This window comes from Neptunomonas sp. XY-337 (assembly GCF_004959845.1).
GTDB lineage: Bacteria > Pseudomonadota > Gammaproteobacteria > Pseudomonadales > Balneatricaceae > Neptunomonas > Neptunomonas marina.
This window is the reverse complement of the sequence record NZ_SPLL01000005.1, coordinates 142,778-157,227: the sequence shown is the minus strand read 5'-3', so window position 1 is coordinate 157,227 and position 14,450 is coordinate 142,778. Positions and strand designations below refer to the sequence as shown.

General features: G+C 50.3%; 13 protein-coding genes. 6 read left to right on the top strand and 7 right to left on the bottom strand.

Annotated features, from left to right (window positions below; all coding sequences use genetic code 11):
• The first annotated feature begins 84 nt into the window (after positions 1–84).
• Both E4L36_RS12560 and E4L36_RS12555 read left to right on the top strand, forming a co-directional pair.
• Positions 85–2,928 carry an FAD-binding and (Fe-S)-binding domain-containing protein gene (locus tag E4L36_RS12560; RefSeq protein ID WP_136680895.1) on the top strand — a complete coding sequence of 948 codons (2,844 nt, stop codon included), beginning with the start codon at positions 85–87 and terminating at the stop codon, positions 2,926–2,928.
• Positions 2,929–3,145: 217 nt separating this feature from the next.
• Positions 3,146–3,499, top strand: coding sequence for a hypothetical protein (locus tag E4L36_RS12555; protein ID WP_136680894.1), 354 nt, complete (start codon positions 3,146–3,148; stop codon positions 3,497–3,499).
• A gap of 53 nt (positions 3,500–3,552) precedes the next feature.
• Here E4L36_RS12555 and paaE read toward each other — a convergent pair whose 3' ends face one another.
• The 7 genes from paaE to E4L36_RS12520 all read right to left on the bottom strand — a co-directional run bounded on the left by paaE (position 3,553) and on the right by E4L36_RS12520 (position 8,828).
• Positions 3,553–4,650 (bottom strand): 1,2-phenylacetyl-CoA epoxidase subunit PaaE, encoded by a 1,098-nt coding sequence (paaE, locus tag E4L36_RS12550; protein ID WP_136680893.1) that lies wholly within the window; start codon positions 4,648–4,650, stop codon positions 3,553–3,555.
• Between the two features lie 32 nt (positions 4,651–4,682).
• A complete protein-coding gene (gene paaD / locus E4L36_RS12545; protein WP_136680892.1) occupies positions 4,683–5,222 on the bottom strand; it encodes a 1,2-phenylacetyl-CoA epoxidase subunit PaaD in 540 nt (179 codons plus the stop codon).
• A gap of 6 nt (positions 5,223–5,228) precedes the next feature.
• On the bottom strand, positions 5,229–5,990 hold the full coding sequence (gene paaC, locus E4L36_RS12540; RefSeq protein WP_127692458.1) for a 1,2-phenylacetyl-CoA epoxidase subunit PaaC: 762 nt from the start codon (positions 5,988–5,990) through the stop codon (positions 5,229–5,231).
• Between the two features lie 17 nt (positions 5,991–6,007).
• Complete coding sequence (gene paaB, locus E4L36_RS12535; protein ID WP_127692459.1) at positions 6,008–6,301, bottom strand: 1,2-phenylacetyl-CoA epoxidase subunit PaaB; 294 nt, start codon at positions 6,299–6,301, stop codon at positions 6,008–6,010.
• A 12-nt stretch (positions 6,302–6,313) separates the two neighbouring features.
• Positions 6,314–7,255: a 1,2-phenylacetyl-CoA epoxidase subunit PaaA gene (gene paaA, locus E4L36_RS12530; RefSeq protein ID WP_240656891.1), complete on the bottom strand. Its 942-nt coding sequence runs from the start codon at positions 7,253–7,255 to the stop codon at positions 6,314–6,316.
• 376 nt (positions 7,256–7,631) lie between these two features.
• Entirely contained in the window at positions 7,632–8,360 is a 729-nt protein-coding gene (locus E4L36_RS12525; RefSeq protein ID WP_136680891.1) for a GGDEF domain-containing protein, read from the bottom strand.
• A gap of 129 nt (positions 8,361–8,489) precedes the next feature.
• Positions 8,490–8,828: a hypothetical protein gene (locus E4L36_RS12520; RefSeq protein ID WP_136680890.1), complete on the bottom strand. Its 339-nt coding sequence runs from the start codon at positions 8,826–8,828 to the stop codon at positions 8,490–8,492.
• A 427-nt stretch (positions 8,829–9,255) separates the two neighbouring features.
• Here E4L36_RS12520 and E4L36_RS12515 point away from each other — a divergent pair, with 427 nt between their 5' ends.
• The 4 genes from E4L36_RS12515 to E4L36_RS12500 all read left to right on the top strand — a co-directional run bounded on the left by E4L36_RS12515 (position 9,256) and on the right by E4L36_RS12500 (position 14,370).
• Positions 9,256–10,512, top strand: a complete 1,257-nt coding sequence (locus E4L36_RS12515) for a D-amino acid dehydrogenase (RefSeq protein WP_136680889.1) — start codon at positions 9,256–9,258, stop codon at positions 10,510–10,512.
• Between the two features lie 93 nt (positions 10,513–10,605).
• Positions 10,606–11,682 carry an alanine racemase gene (gene alr, locus E4L36_RS12510; protein WP_136680888.1) on the top strand — a complete coding sequence of 359 codons (1,077 nt, stop codon included), beginning with the start codon at positions 10,606–10,608 and terminating at the stop codon, positions 11,680–11,682.
• Positions 11,683–11,697: 15 nt separating this feature from the next.
• Positions 11,698–12,048 carry a RidA family protein gene (locus tag E4L36_RS12505; protein ID WP_127692464.1) on the top strand — a complete coding sequence of 117 codons (351 nt, stop codon included), beginning with the start codon at positions 11,698–11,700 and terminating at the stop codon, positions 12,046–12,048.
• 168 nt (positions 12,049–12,216) lie between these two features.
• On the top strand, positions 12,217–14,370 hold the full coding sequence (locus E4L36_RS12500; RefSeq protein WP_136680887.1) for an EAL domain-containing protein: 2,154 nt from the start codon (positions 12,217–12,219) through the stop codon (positions 14,368–14,370).
• Positions 14,371–14,450: the final 80 nt, after the last annotated feature.

The following is a 14,450-nucleotide window of genomic DNA, read 5'->3' as shown; positions in this document are numbered from 1 at the left end:
TATAAGATTCTATTGTTTCTATTAATTTAGCATAAATGGCTTTTTATACTCTAGAGCTTCCACCAACTCGTCATGGAGCGCTCTATGCTTACTGCCAACTACCAGCAATTTTACCAGCAGGCTAAAAGTTTTATTCCCGAAGAGCGCCTGATTACCGATCGCTTTCGCACCTTGGCCTATGGTACTGATGCCAGTTTCTATCGCTTGGTGCCGAAAATACTCGTGCAGGTAAAGGATGAAGCAGAGATGATCGCGCTGATGCGGTTGGCCGCTGAGCTAGCATTGCCGATCTGTTTCCGTGGCTCTGGTACCAGTTTATCTGGCCAGTCGATCACTGATTCGATCATGTTAGCGCTGACTTCTGACTGGAAAGACCTAACGGTGCTGGAAAACGGCGCGCGAATTAAGATGCAATGTGGCGTGTTGGGCAGCGAAGCTAACCGAGCGCTGGCACCGCACCAGCGGATGCTGGCGCTCATGCCTGCCTCTATTGATGCCGCAACTGTCGGTGGTATGGCGATTAACAATGCCGCTGGAATGAACTCGCTCGACACCTACACCATGATGGAGAGCATGCGGCTGGTGCTGCTGGATGGCACAGTGCTGGATACTGCTGATCCGCTCAGTCGCAAGGCCTTTCGTCAGGTGCAGGGGCCATTGCTAGCTGGTATTGAGCAGCTGGCTGATCAACTGCGCAGTAACCCAGCGTTAGCGGAGCGCGTCGCGCGTAAATATCAGATCAAAAATACCACCGGCTACGGCCTGCGTAGCCTGCTGGAGTATGATGACCCGATCGATATGTTGGCTCACCTGATGATCGGCTCCGAGGGTACGCTGGGCTTTATCTCCGAGATAACTCATCGCAGTATTGCGATTCAGCCCTATAAAGCTTCCGCTTTCTTGGTGTTTAACGATATTCGCAATGCCGGCGTCGCCGTTACTCGATTCAAGCTGGATAAGGCGCCAGTCAGCGCCGCCGAGATGATCGACTACTACGCATTGAAAGCGGTACAGCATATGGACGGCGTACCGGGTTATCTTGCGGATATTCCCACTGGTGCCACCGCGCTGTTGGTGCAGGTCGAGTCCAACAATAAAGAACAGCTATGGCAACAGGTGGCGGAAGTAGAAGCGATGATCGCTGATCTGGAGCTGGCAGTTCCGGCACAGTTTACCGACCGCCCAGAGGAGTATTCTGCTTACTGGCAGGTGCGCAAAGGGATCTTTCCCGCTGTTGGTGCTACACGTCCAGCGGGCACCACTGCACTTATTGAAGATGTTGCCTTTCCTATTGAGTCGCTGGCTGATGCGCTGGTCGAGTTGCAGCAACTGATGCAGCAGTATAACTATGATGATGGTGTGATCTATGGCCACGCACTAGATGGCAATCTGCACTTTATCTTCTCTCAGGGTTTCCAAACCGACGCCGAGGTACAGCGCTACCATGAATTCATGGATGTGGTGTGCAAGATGGTGGTGGAGCGCTACGACGGCTCCCTGAAAGCCGAGCACGGCACTGGCCGTAATATGGCGCCTTATGTGCAGGCGGAGTGGGGCGATGAGGCCTATCACATCATGCGCTCAATCAAGCAGTTGTTCGACCCGCAAGGGATTCTGAACCCGGATGTCATGATCACCAATGATCCGCAGTTGCATATCCGCAATCTCAAACCGTTGGCACAAGTGAGCGACGTGGTTGACCAGTGCATCGAATGTGGTTTCTGCGAGAGGATGTGTCCATCGCGTAACCTAACTTTGAGTCCGCGTCAGCGCATTATTGCTCGCCGCGAACTGATGCGACTGGAAGGCAAAGACGCTGATCAGTTCTCTGATCAATACGATTATATGGGTATCGATACCTGCGCGGGCTGCGGTCTTTGCTCCACCGTCTGTCCGGTAAAGATCAACACCGGCGATCTGATCCGCGATCTGCGCCATGAACGCAACGTCAGCCACAGCAATATGGCGCAGTGGGCGGCCGATCATTTCGGTGGTCTGGCTTCGGCTGCACGCACCGCTTTTGGTATTGCCGATGGCGGCCACCGCCTGCTGGGCAGTAAAGCGATGGGGGCAGTCACCTGCAGTGCGCGTAAGCTATCTGGTAACCGCATAGGCCACTGGAGCCCATCTACCCCGACAGCGGCTCCGAAAATCAAACCTCAGCAACTGATCACCACTGATGCCGTAACTGACAGCACACCACAGAGCAGCGAGCCAAAACTGAAAGTGGTCTACCTGCCAAGCTGTGCCAGCCGTACCATGGGCCCGGCGCGTGGCGCAGAGTTCCAGCAATCGCTACAGCAGGTTACCGAAAAGCTATTGCAACGAGCGGGTTACGAGGTGATTTACCCAACAGGTTTAGGTGACCAGTGTTGTGGTATGCCGTTTAAAAGTAAGGGTATGTTTGATCAGGCTGAGCAGAAAGCTGCCCAGACACTGGCGATGCTGGAAGACGCTACGCAGCAAGGGGAGATACCGGTCTACTGTGACACCAGCCCCTGTGTAATGCGCCTGAAAGAACATATGGCCGAGCAACACAGCAAGGTAACACTGTTTGAGCCGGTTGAGTTTATCCACAGCTACCTGCTGGATAAGCTACCACTGCAGAAGCAATCCGAGCCGGTGGCATTGCATATTACCTGCTCTGCGCGACGACTTGGTTTGGCCGATAAAACCCTAGCGATTATGCAGGCCTGTAGCGATAACGTGGTGGTGCCTGAGCAGGTTACCTGCTGTGGTTTTGCTGGCGATAAGGGCTTCACTACTCCGGAGCTGAATGCTTCTGCGCTGAGCACGTTGGCGAAACAGGTGGGCCACTGTGAGTCGGGCTATTCCACCAGCCGCACCTGTGAGATCGGCCTTAGCGAGCACTCCGGAATTGATTACCAGTCGATTGTATATTTGGTTGATCGGTGCAGCATTTCATGATCGTCGCTTACTAGAGACATCTTGTTGCAAGTTAGGCTCAGTTTTAGCGGCTTGAAGCGGGGATATGACGCGAATTGCTATTAATTTAGGGCAAAAAAGTAATTTCGTACTAAGCTGCATTTACTGTTGAAAAAGCAAAGTTGAGAAGAGGTGTAGTTATGGTCTCTTCTCTGTTCATTGAGTCTATTTAGCTCTGGTTGTCATGCGGTGGTTATTCATGAAGTATTCTATCTTTGCAGGGAAAAACAATAGTTTATCGCGTAGTGTTTTTGATATTCAGGGGGTTCCTATCTGTGCGGGTATGCCCGTCCGTATTGTTCAAGTCGATATTGCTCGGCACCGTTTTGATAGCCTCAGTCAGATAAATCTTCTTTATTCTGTCTTAAACGAAGTGCACACGGTTGATCGTATTGATGACGAAGGCAAAATTTGGATCACGCGGTTTGTTGAGAGCAACTCAGGAGAACGCCAACGGCACCTTTTGAGTTTGCCTGGTAAAAGTGTGTTGTTAGAGCACGATTGGATCGATGACCTCGTACACTCTGCAGATACTGGAATGCTGGTGGCTTGAAGCGAGTATAAAAAAGCCCAGCAATTGCTGGGCTTTTTTGTTATCAGAGGCAATTAGCGAGCGTCAAAATCGACAACTACGGTGTCTGTCAGCGGGTGAGCTTGGCAGCTTAAAACATAGCCAGCTTCAATCTCGTGCTGTTCAAGGCCGTGCGAAATATCCATCTCAACTTCACCTTCAACCAGCTTACATTTACATGTTGAGCAAACGCCGCCCTTACAGGAGTATGGCAGGTCCATACCTGCTTCCATACCTGCATCCAGAATATTCTGGCCAACCGTTGCTAGGTCAAACATAACCGAACGGCCATCAGCCATAACAGTTACTTTACTAGTTTTCTCTTCACCGTACTGAGCAACACGCGCTTGTGCTTTCTCAAGCGTAGCTTTCGCATCAGCAGAGGAGCTTGCAAATAGCTCATAGTGAATCTGATCGTCCGTTAAACCCTCTAGGCGGAAGCCACGGGATACTTCAGTCATCATCGCCTCAGGACCACAGATGAACGCTTCATCGGTGTTCTTGATATTAATTAGGCCGCTCTTTTGAAGGGCATAACCTTTTTTGTTGTCGATGCGACCATTTAGAAGATCTGCGCCCTGATCTTCGTAATCCATGATATTGATCCACTGAAAGCGATCCATATAACGGTTTTTGACGAAGTTGAGCTCATCTTTGAACATCACGGTATTGCTACGTAGGTTGCCGTAAATCAGCGTAACACGGCTGTTAGGCTCAACGTCTAGCACCGACTTCATGATCGAGATCATGGGTGTGATACCTGAGCCTGCCGCGATGCACATGTAATTTTTCGCGTTATCGGCATTCAGCTCTGTGTAGAAGTTACCCTGTGGCGGCATCACATCAACAGACATACCTGGCTTAAAGTTGTCGTTCGCATAGTTCGAGAACTTACCACCATCAACGCGCTTGATACCAACGCGCATGTGTCCATCGGTAATACCTGAACAGATGGAATAAGAGCGGCGTACCTCTTCACCATCGATCATCGCACGGAGTGTCAAAAATTGACCTTGGATAAAGGTGAACTTCTCTTTTAGCTCTTGCGGTACAGCAAATGTAACCGCGATTGCTGAATCAGTCTCCTGCTGTACTTCAGCAACCTTAAGTGTGTAAAAATTGGTGTCAGACATTGCTTCACCTATTATTTTAAATCGGGTTGACCCTAGATTTTTTTGAAGTAGTCAAATGGCTCGTTGCAGTCATTACACTGGAAGAGTGCTTTACAAGCCGTTGAACCAAACTCACTTACCCGGCGCGTATTGCGGGATTGGCAATGGGGGCACTGCGCATGAGCGTCTGGCGTTAGTCCGTCTTCATCAAGCTCTGCATCCTCTGGAGGAGCGATACCATAGTTGCGAAGCTTGCGACGTCCTTCAGCTGACATCCACTCGGAACTCCAAGCAGGGGAGAGCGATGTTTTGATGAAGACATCGTTGTAGCCTGCGGAATTTAGTGCTTCGGTTACATCACTGCTGATGTTGTCCATTGCAGGGCAACCGGAGTACGTTGGAGTGATAGTGACGACGATATGTTCGCCGTCACGTTCGATATTGCGCAGAATCCCAAGATCCCAAATGCTCAGTACTGGGACTTCCGGGTCTTTTACCTGATCAAGCAGATTCCAGAGCTCCTTTACATCTTCAGCGTTGCGTTGCTGCAAGCGCTGGTACTGCTCTTCCGGCATCAGTGAGATTTCATTCATAACGCTTTACCACTTACATCCAGGGTGTGAGCGATGCACGATTTGCATCTCTGTTAGCATGTGACCTAGGTTCTCTGTGTGGTAACCGGTACGGCCACCACGCACAGCCCAGCTGTCTTCTGGAACAGTTAGGGTGGCTTCGGTCAGAATGTCGCTAACCATTTTGAACCAAGCGTCACGTAGCTTGGACACATCAACACCGATACCTTCGTCGGCTAGCAACTGCTCAGTTTCATCCATGTCGAACAGCTCGTGTGTGTAGCCCCACAGTTGGTCAACCGCTTTCTGCGTGCGCTTGTGGCTCTCTTCTGTGCCATCACCCAAACGCAAAACCCAATCACGGCTGCGGCGCAGGTGGTATTTCGTTTCTTTGATCGCTTTTGCAGCAATCGCAGACAATGTTTCGTCTTTAGATTGCAGCAGCTCTGGTAGCAGAACTGTGTAGTAAACATCTGCAAATAGTTGGCGAACCTGAGAGTAGGCGAAGTCGCCTTTCGGCATCTCCATCAACAGTAGGTTGCGGTATTCGCGATCATTGCGCATAAATGCGAAATCATCTTCGTCGCGGCCATCATCAGCCAGTTCAGCTGCGTATGTGTAGAACATACGCGCGCGACCAATGTAGTCCAGAGATACGTTGCCGTAAGCGATGTCTTCTTCTAGAAAAGGACCATAGCTTACCCACTCAGAGATGCGGTGACCCAGAACAACCGAGTCGTCACCTAGGCGGGTTGCGTATTCAAGCGTTGCTGCTTTGATATCACTCATTCTGTTATCCCCGCCAATTACATGTTGTTTACTGGGTCAGGCAGAACGTAGTAAGTCGCGTGACGGTATGGCTTGTCATCGCTTGGATCGTAGAAGCAATCCGCATCGTCTTCCTGAGAGGAGCAGATGTCGTTGGATTTAACAACCCAGATGCTTACACCTTCACTACGGCGCGTGTAGCAGTCGCGCGCGTACTCAAGCGCTTGCTCGTGATCTTCTGCGTGTAGGGAGCCAACGTGCTTGTGATCCAAGCCGCGCTTAGAGCGAACAAACACTTCAAATAGTTCTAGTTTCTCAGTTACTTTTGTCATTTCAGGCTCCCCTTACGCCGCGTTTTGCGCTTTTTTAACGCGCTTTTTCTCGTTGTATGCAGTAATGGCATCACGTACCCACTCACCTTCGTCATGAGCAGCAACGTGGTGCTCGATACGTTGGCGGTTGCAGTGGCCGTTACCGGCAATCACGCTCCAGAACTCATCCCAGTTCAGGTCAGAGCTGTCGTAGTGACCGCGCTCTTCATTCCACTTGATGTTCTTGTCTGGGTGTTCAAGTCCTAGTACTTCGATCTGCTTCACTGTTTGGTCAACAAACTTCTGGCGCAGGTCGTCGTTAGTTTCACGCTTGATCTTCCACTCCATCGACTTCTGAGAGTGAGCAGATTCCGAGTCGTGAGGGCCGAACATCATGAGCGCTGGCCAGTAGAAACGGTTCAATGCGTCTTGAGCCATCGCTTTTTGGTCAGGTGAACCTTTCGCAAGTGCCAGCATCGCTTCATAGCCCTGACGCTGGTGGAAAGACTCTTCTTTACAGATGCGGATCATGCCACGGGAGTACGGGCCGTAAGAGGTACGCTGTAGTGATACTTGGTTCACGATAGCAGCGCCGTCAACTAGCCAGCCGATGGCACCAACATCTGCCCAAGTCAGCGTTGGGTAGTTAAAGATAGAGGAGTATTTCGCTTTACCCGTTTGCAGCTGCTCGATCATCTCAGAACGAGAGATGCCGAGTGTTTCGCAAGCACTGTATAGGTAAAGGCCGTGACCTGCTTCATCCTGTACTTTGGACAGTAGAACGGCTTTGCGGCGCAAAGAAGGAGCGCGGGTGATCCAGTTACCTTCTGGCTGCATGCCGATAACTTCAGAGTGCGCGTGCTGTGAAATCTGACGGATAAGGTTCTTGCGGTACTCCTCAGGCATCCAGTCCTTAGGCTCGATCTTCTCTTCGTTCTCGATCTTGCGCATGAAATTTTGTTCTTCGGGCGTCATATTCTGCTCTCCGATCTCGGGTTCTTTATCGCTATGAAACTTATTTTTATTTCGATAGCACCATTTATGTATCAGGTCTGATGGTGTGGCGTGCTGTTAACTTATACGTAGGCTGCCAGCTTTTAGGCCTAATACTTGGTAATACCATGGGCTTAATGTACATCGAACAAAAATAAAATGATACATAAATTTTTTTCAAAGTTTGTAAAAATGTATCATATAAAAAATGTGGTTTTTAAGTGTTTGTTTTCAAAGTTATTTATTTGCAGCCTGGCGGCTTTGCTCCTTAAGCTAAGCGGCTCTTGTGCCAAGAAAAGAGTGAAAAAGGGCCTGAAACGGCTAAAAAGGTGAGCCGTTTTCTCATTGGAGATGCGAGTTAGCTGATGGCGATGTTGCTGTGGTCAGAGCTTTTTGCGTGATACATCGCGGTATCTGCACGGCTGACGAGCGCTTCTTCCGTTTCTTTTGGATTGTCGTCTAGAGCGATCCCTATACTGCAGCCGATACGCAGGTTGCGGTGGTTTTGGATAGAAAAGGGTTGTTGGATCAAAGAGGTGATATCTGTTGCGATTTCGATGGCGTGGTGGATGGTCTCAATGTTGTTGAGCAAAATAGCGAATTCGTCGCCGCCAATTCTGGCTACTGTATCGTGCTGGCGAACGGCTTTGACAAAGCGTTGAGCCGCGTGGCGTAGCAGTTGATCCCCCACATGATGCCCGAGCTCATCATTGATCGGTTTAAACTTGTCTAAATCGATGAAGAGAATGGCGCGTTGCGTGTCACTTTGGCGTCGGCTTGCGCTCAATACGTTAAAAAAGTGGCTTCGGTTACACACCTCTGTTAAGTGGTCTTGCTGCGAGCGAAGGGCTAGCTCTTTGTTTGTATCGTGTAGTGCGCGAGTCCGCTCCGCAACCAGCGCTTCAAGGCGGAAAATCAAAGGGCTCGCAAGGTGATGAATTAGGTACACTGCAAGCATGATCAAGGCAAATGCGACGGTCAGGCTGACTGAGGCCGCGCGAAAAAAAGGTGCTTGGATTTCTTGCAGATCGATTTTAGCCACTAGCGCATATTCAGGGTTTTCAAGAGGCGTATAGGCAGCTAACACAGGCCTGTTTCGATAGTCGTGATCAAGTATGACACCTGTATCGCCCGCAAAAGCTTTTTGCAGTGCTGCCGAAGTGGCTATGACTGCCCGCTTTTGTAACGCTGGATTTTCAGCCCGAGAACGGACGATCTAGTAGATCTGTTCCGTTTCGAGGCGCGCGAGAATGAACTCACCCGTCTGGCTGAACCCATGGTAACGCTGGTTTGCATCAATCACTTGACTGAGCGTTGCCGCAAAAGGATCCTCAGGAAATGAGGCGCTGGCGTGAATGGCATCGAAGCGTGCTACAGCGTTGATCAAGTTGGCCTTCATCGTCACGATGGCAGTTAAGTCATCTTTCTTGTTATTGAAGGTCGAGGTATACAACGCCCACAGCGCTGTGGATGTGGCTAAACTCGTTACCAGTGCCATGATGACAATGAGCAGTAGGATCCGCCGGTACCGGATCGCCTGCCGAAAAATGAGCATAATACACGTCCTTTATAGCTCTCAGATTCCTATCACTTAAAGCACGAGGTGCTGCCTCTAACTCGTGTATTTTATGTAGTTACTATAGAAGTAAATGACGAGTGGGGCTTCTTAGAGTTCATTTTTATTTTACTTTGCATAAGGCTTGAAACCCCTATAAACCGTAGGGTCAAGGTGTTTTTTTGCATCGTTTCAACGTGGTGCTTAACCTACTCGCTAGTAGCTGAAAGCGATCTTATTGATCGTTACAGAGGCCGCGGACGATATGGTTTTTAGTTTGATTATGATTGTGGGTTGATTTTATGCTTTTTGTTTGTTTTTTATTAAAATATATTGCTTTTTTGTTAAAATATAGAAAATAAATAAAACTAAATGGATATATCATAGGCGACTTCTCTGATCATAAAAATAATCATTGGGGTTATCTATGCATGTTCTTATTTTAGGTGGTGGCGTGGTTGGGACAACTAGCGCCTGGTATCTGGCAAAGGCTGGCCATGAGGTGACGGTTGTGGACCGCCAAGTCGCGGTTGCACTTGAAACAAGTTATGCCAACGCAGGCCAAGTTTCGCCCGGATATTCTGCACCGTGGGCAGCGCCAGGCGTGCCTATGAAAGCGATCAAATGGATGATGCAAGACCTCGCTCCCCTCATGATTAAGGGTAAAGAGATCGACCTGAACACACTCAGCTGGATGTCTAAGATGATCTCCAACTGCAACGAAGCGGATTACCACACCAATAAAGCACGGATGATGCGTTTAGCTGAATACAGCCGCGACTGCTTTAAGGCGCTTCGTGAAGAGCAAGCAATTGCGTATGATCAGCGCACTAACGGGACACTGCAGGTTTTTCGGACAGAAAAGCAGGTCGCTGCGGCGAAGAAAGACATTGCGGTGCTGGAAGAGTGCGGTGTTGACTATCAGGTTTTGGATCGTGCTGGCTGCGTAAGCCATGAGCCTGCGTTAGGATTTGTGCAAGATAAGATCGTCGGTGGCTTACGCCTACCGGGGGATGAAACTGGCGATTGCTTCAAATTTACAACAGCACTCGCACAGGCCTGTAAAGAGCTAGGCGTGAAGTTTCGTATGAAAACTGAGGTGATTGGCCTCAATGTTGAGAACGGAAAAATTAGCAGTGTGTCGACGTCTGCGGGCCGCTTAACAGCGGATGCTTACCTCTGCGCGATGGGGAGCTACTCGACGCCGCTGCTAAGTCAGATCGACGTTAAAGTGCCCGTGTATCCGATCAAGGGCTACTCTCTGACGCTGCCGATCATTGATGCTGCGCGCGCGCCTGTCTCAACCATCATGGACGAAACCTACAAAGTGGCGGTAACGCGCTTCGATGATCGTATCCGTGTTGGCGGGACCGCAGAGATTGCCTCTTATAACAAAGAGTTGATGGAGAAGCGTCGTGCTAATGTTGAATACGTTGTTGGTGATCTCTTTCCAGGCGGCGGCGACATTGATCAGGCAGAGTTTTGGACTGGGTTACGCCCGATGACACCGGATGGAACACCTATTCTGGGCGAAACCCGCTTTGACAACCTATTCCTTAACACCGGCCACGGCACCCTAGGGTGGACGATGTCTTTGGGTTCGGCGAAGTTTGTGGCGGACATTATCTCAAAACGCCCCACAGATATTGATCCAGAAGGGATGTCAGTCTCCCGATACCGATAGTTCATTTAATAATATTTAAGAAAAGAGCCCGGACCTGTTGTCCGGGCTTGGCGTCTCTGGCGATAGCCGCTTGAGCGCATGTATGGAGGATTTATGGCAAGAGCAGCAACGGCAACGATTCACTTAGACGCGATTCGTCACAACTATCGGCTGGCCAAGTCGATGGCTCCCGAGCAGCAAGCGATGGCGATTATTAAAGCCAATGCATACGGGCACGGCGCTATTGAAGTGGCAAAGGCGCTCGAGGATGAGGCTGATGCTTTCGGCGTAGCATGTATCGAGGAGGCTGTTGAGCTGCGCGAGGCCGGTATTGTTAAGCCTATTCTGTTGCTAGAAGGGTTCTTCACACCCGATGAGCTCGCGTATATCAGCGAACAGAACTTGTGGTGTGCGGTACACAGCCCAGCTCAGATTGAGCAAATTGCCGCGGCAGACGTAGCACACCCAATCCACTTCTGGCTCAAGATGGATAGTGGTATGCATCGCTTAGGAGTGTTGCCATCAGAGTACCGCCAATCGTATGACCGCCTCGTCGCGTTGCCGCAAGCCGCATCTGTGACCCTGATGACTCACTTCTCATCAGCGGATGAGCCGGAGTTGCCGGTTACCGCAGAGCAAGTGGCGGCCTTTGATGCTGCAATCCAAGGTATTGAAGCACCAGTCAGCATGGCTAACTCCGCTGGGACGATGGCTCATGCAACGGCGCGCCGTAGTTGGCAGCGTCCGGGCATTATGCTTTATGGCGCATCGCCCTTTGCTGCACCGCAAGAGATTGCCGATCAGCTTAAGCCCGCGATGTCGTTGACATCCGAGGTGATCGCTATTCGGGATCTGGAGCCGGGTGAGTCGGTAGGTTATAGCTGCACATTTACCTGCGAAGAGCCGATGCGTATTGGCACGGTTGCTATGGGATATGCAGATGGTTACCCACGCTATGCCGGTACCGGTACACCGGTCATGGTGAATGGCCAGAAAAGCCGCATTATTGGGCGGGTATCTATGGACATGCTAGCCGTAGATTTAACTGGGCTAGAGGGTATCGAGTGTGGTGCGCATGTCGAGCTTTGGGGTGAGCAGATCAGCGCGAATGAGATCGCAGACCGCTGTGGCACTATTCCCTACACACTATTTACCGGCATTACACGCCGCGTGCATAAAGTTTATAAGTAATTTTGGAGAGTAATAATGTCTATTGAACGTATTGAATCCACCGAGCGTATGAGCCGCATCGTTAAACACCAAGGCACTGTTTACCTGTGCGGTCAAACAGCAGGCGATGCTGCGTGGGATATCGCTGAACAAACGCAGCGCTGTTTAGATAAGATCGAAGACCTGCTGGTGAAAGCCGGCAGTAGTCGTGATGAGATGTTGTCTGTAACGATCTACATTCGTGACATGAAAGACTTCGCTGCCATGAACGCCGTGTGGGATGCTTGGGTGGCTAATATTGGCAAGCCAGCACGTGCCTGTGTTGAAGCACGTATGGCCCGCCCCGAAATACTGGTCGAGTTCTCTGTAACCGCTGCCTACCAGTAAACTGTCCTGCACGGTTTGTTATACCGCCATGCGAGCGTATGGCGGTGTTATCGTCCTCCTTCCTTTCTATCGGTTTCGTGTGCCTAAAAGTGGACAGTTGCCGCTTCACTGCACATACTTCATGGTATCCACCTTGCACTTTCGTTATGGAGCCGCGATAGCAGCAGTATGAACTCTTTGCACGATATTGAGCAGGATAGAGCGTTAGCTCTGGTCATCAGGGAAGTGAGCCAGTTTACTGGTACTGATTTTCTAAATGAGCTGACAACGCGCTTAGCTGAACTGCTGGGAGCTCAATATGTTTATATCGCCAGGCTAACGGACGACCTTAACTCAGCTGAAGTGATCGCGGGGTGGGAGCGCGGTGCCCGTGCACGCCATTTTGTTTACTCGCTCAAAGATACTCCATGCCACTCGCTGACTGTGGATGGCGCCTGTGTTTTCAACGGTGATATTCAAGCCCTGTTTCCAGCCGATATTGTGCTCGCAGAGATGGATGTTGATGCCTATATGGGTGTCGTACTCACCAGCAACCGTGGTGAGAAGATTGGCTTACTTAATGTGCTGTTTGAGCGGCAAATTTTAGAACCTGATTGGGCGCTGAGCTTACTTGAACTGTTTGCCGTTAGGCTAAGCACCGAACTCGAGCGTCTTAAACACCAAGCTGAGCTCAATGAGCGGGTAGACCTGTTACAGCGCCAGAACAACGAGCTGTTGCTGGCTGAGCATATTTACGCCTCTGCGCGAGAGGCTATTGTAATCACCGATGCCAATGCTGTGGTACAAAAAGTGAACAAAGCGTTCGAAGCGATTTTTGCACAGCCAGCTGAGCGAGTGATAGGTTCGGCTATCCCGCTAGCGCACCTCAGTGAGATACCGGTTACCGAAGAGCAAATCATTCCCAATTTGGGGGTTCGGTCGTTTGAGTCTTGGGTTATCGCGATCAAAGATCCTGCCAGTGATCGGGTTCAACACTATGTCAGATTTAGCCGCGATGTGACTGACAGTGTTCACAGCCAGCGGTTGCTAGATTTTCAATCGAAGTATGACGAGTCCACACGGCTACTGAACCGGACCCACTTTATTCGCGAGGTTAATGCGAAGCTAGAAGCCCTGAAGGTCATTGGCGATATTGGTGTCTTCGTCGTGTTGGATATCGATAACTTTAAGTCGGTGAACCATGTCTTTGGGCAGGATATTGGAGATCGAGTGATCCGTCGTTTTGCTTCGGCTGCTCGATCGATCATGGGGCGAGGCGCGATGGCTGCTCGGGTGGGAGCTGATGAGTTCGCGCTCTTTATTACCGGACCAGATACACGCAACTGGCGTGGCACGCTCGATGCATTTCGAACCTACCTAAAAGGCGGTGTTAATGTTGCGGGATATACCAGCTCTATCACGATCTCATCGGGTGCTAGTATTTTTCCGACGGATGCGGGTGATGTGCAAGGGTTAATTAATGCGGCCACGATGGCCTTGAGTCAAGCAAAGCAGAATGGCCGTAACACCCACGCCAACTTTACGCCAGCGATTCGCAAGCGCACCGAACGTTTCCAGCAGGTTTATAATCAGCTGTCTAAGGACGGCGGGCTGAGCAAAATATACGCGGTATACCAGCCTATTGTCTCTTTGAAGAACGAGACTATTGTTGCATGTGAAGCGCTAGCGCGATGGGATGATCCGCTTCTGGGTCATGTATCGCCGGTGGAGTTTGTGGATGTGTGCGAGCGCACTGGTTTAGTCCGAGACTTAGGCGATGTGATGTTTCATCACGCCTGTGCATTCTTGGCTAAAGTGCGCAAAACTACTAACGCAGACCTAACGGTCTCGATAAACCGCTCGCCCCCGGAAGTGCTGGATCAGGTGGATGCACCGCAGCGTTGGGCGAACTACTTGTCCGGTTATGGTTTAACGCCCCAGGATATGCAAATTGAGATTACAGAGTCGCTGATGTTGAGTGACCCTGAAGCGGCGCTTAGAAAACTATCGGCACTGAGTGATGTGGGTTTTAGCCTCTCGATCGATGATTTTGGTACAGGTTACTCATCTTTAGCGTATATCAATCGTTACCCTTTTAGTGTTTTGAAGATTGACCGCTCATTTGTTGCTGACATTGAAACGGATGAAAGCGCGATGCTGCTTGTTGAGTCGATTATCAACATTGCCAAACGTTTTGCCCTCACAACGGTGGCAGAGGGCGTGGAGACTCAGGGGCAGATGCAGATTTTGCGTGATTTAGGCTGTGATCGGGCTCAAGGCTACTTTTTCCACAAACCCATGCAAGAGGCTGCCCTCTTCGAGCTACTCACAGCACAGCCTTGATCTGCTCCCCCACAATAGCAACGCTCTGTTGCAGTAATTGCTCTCCGTTCGTACTGGGCATCTCGCCATTAAGTCGATAG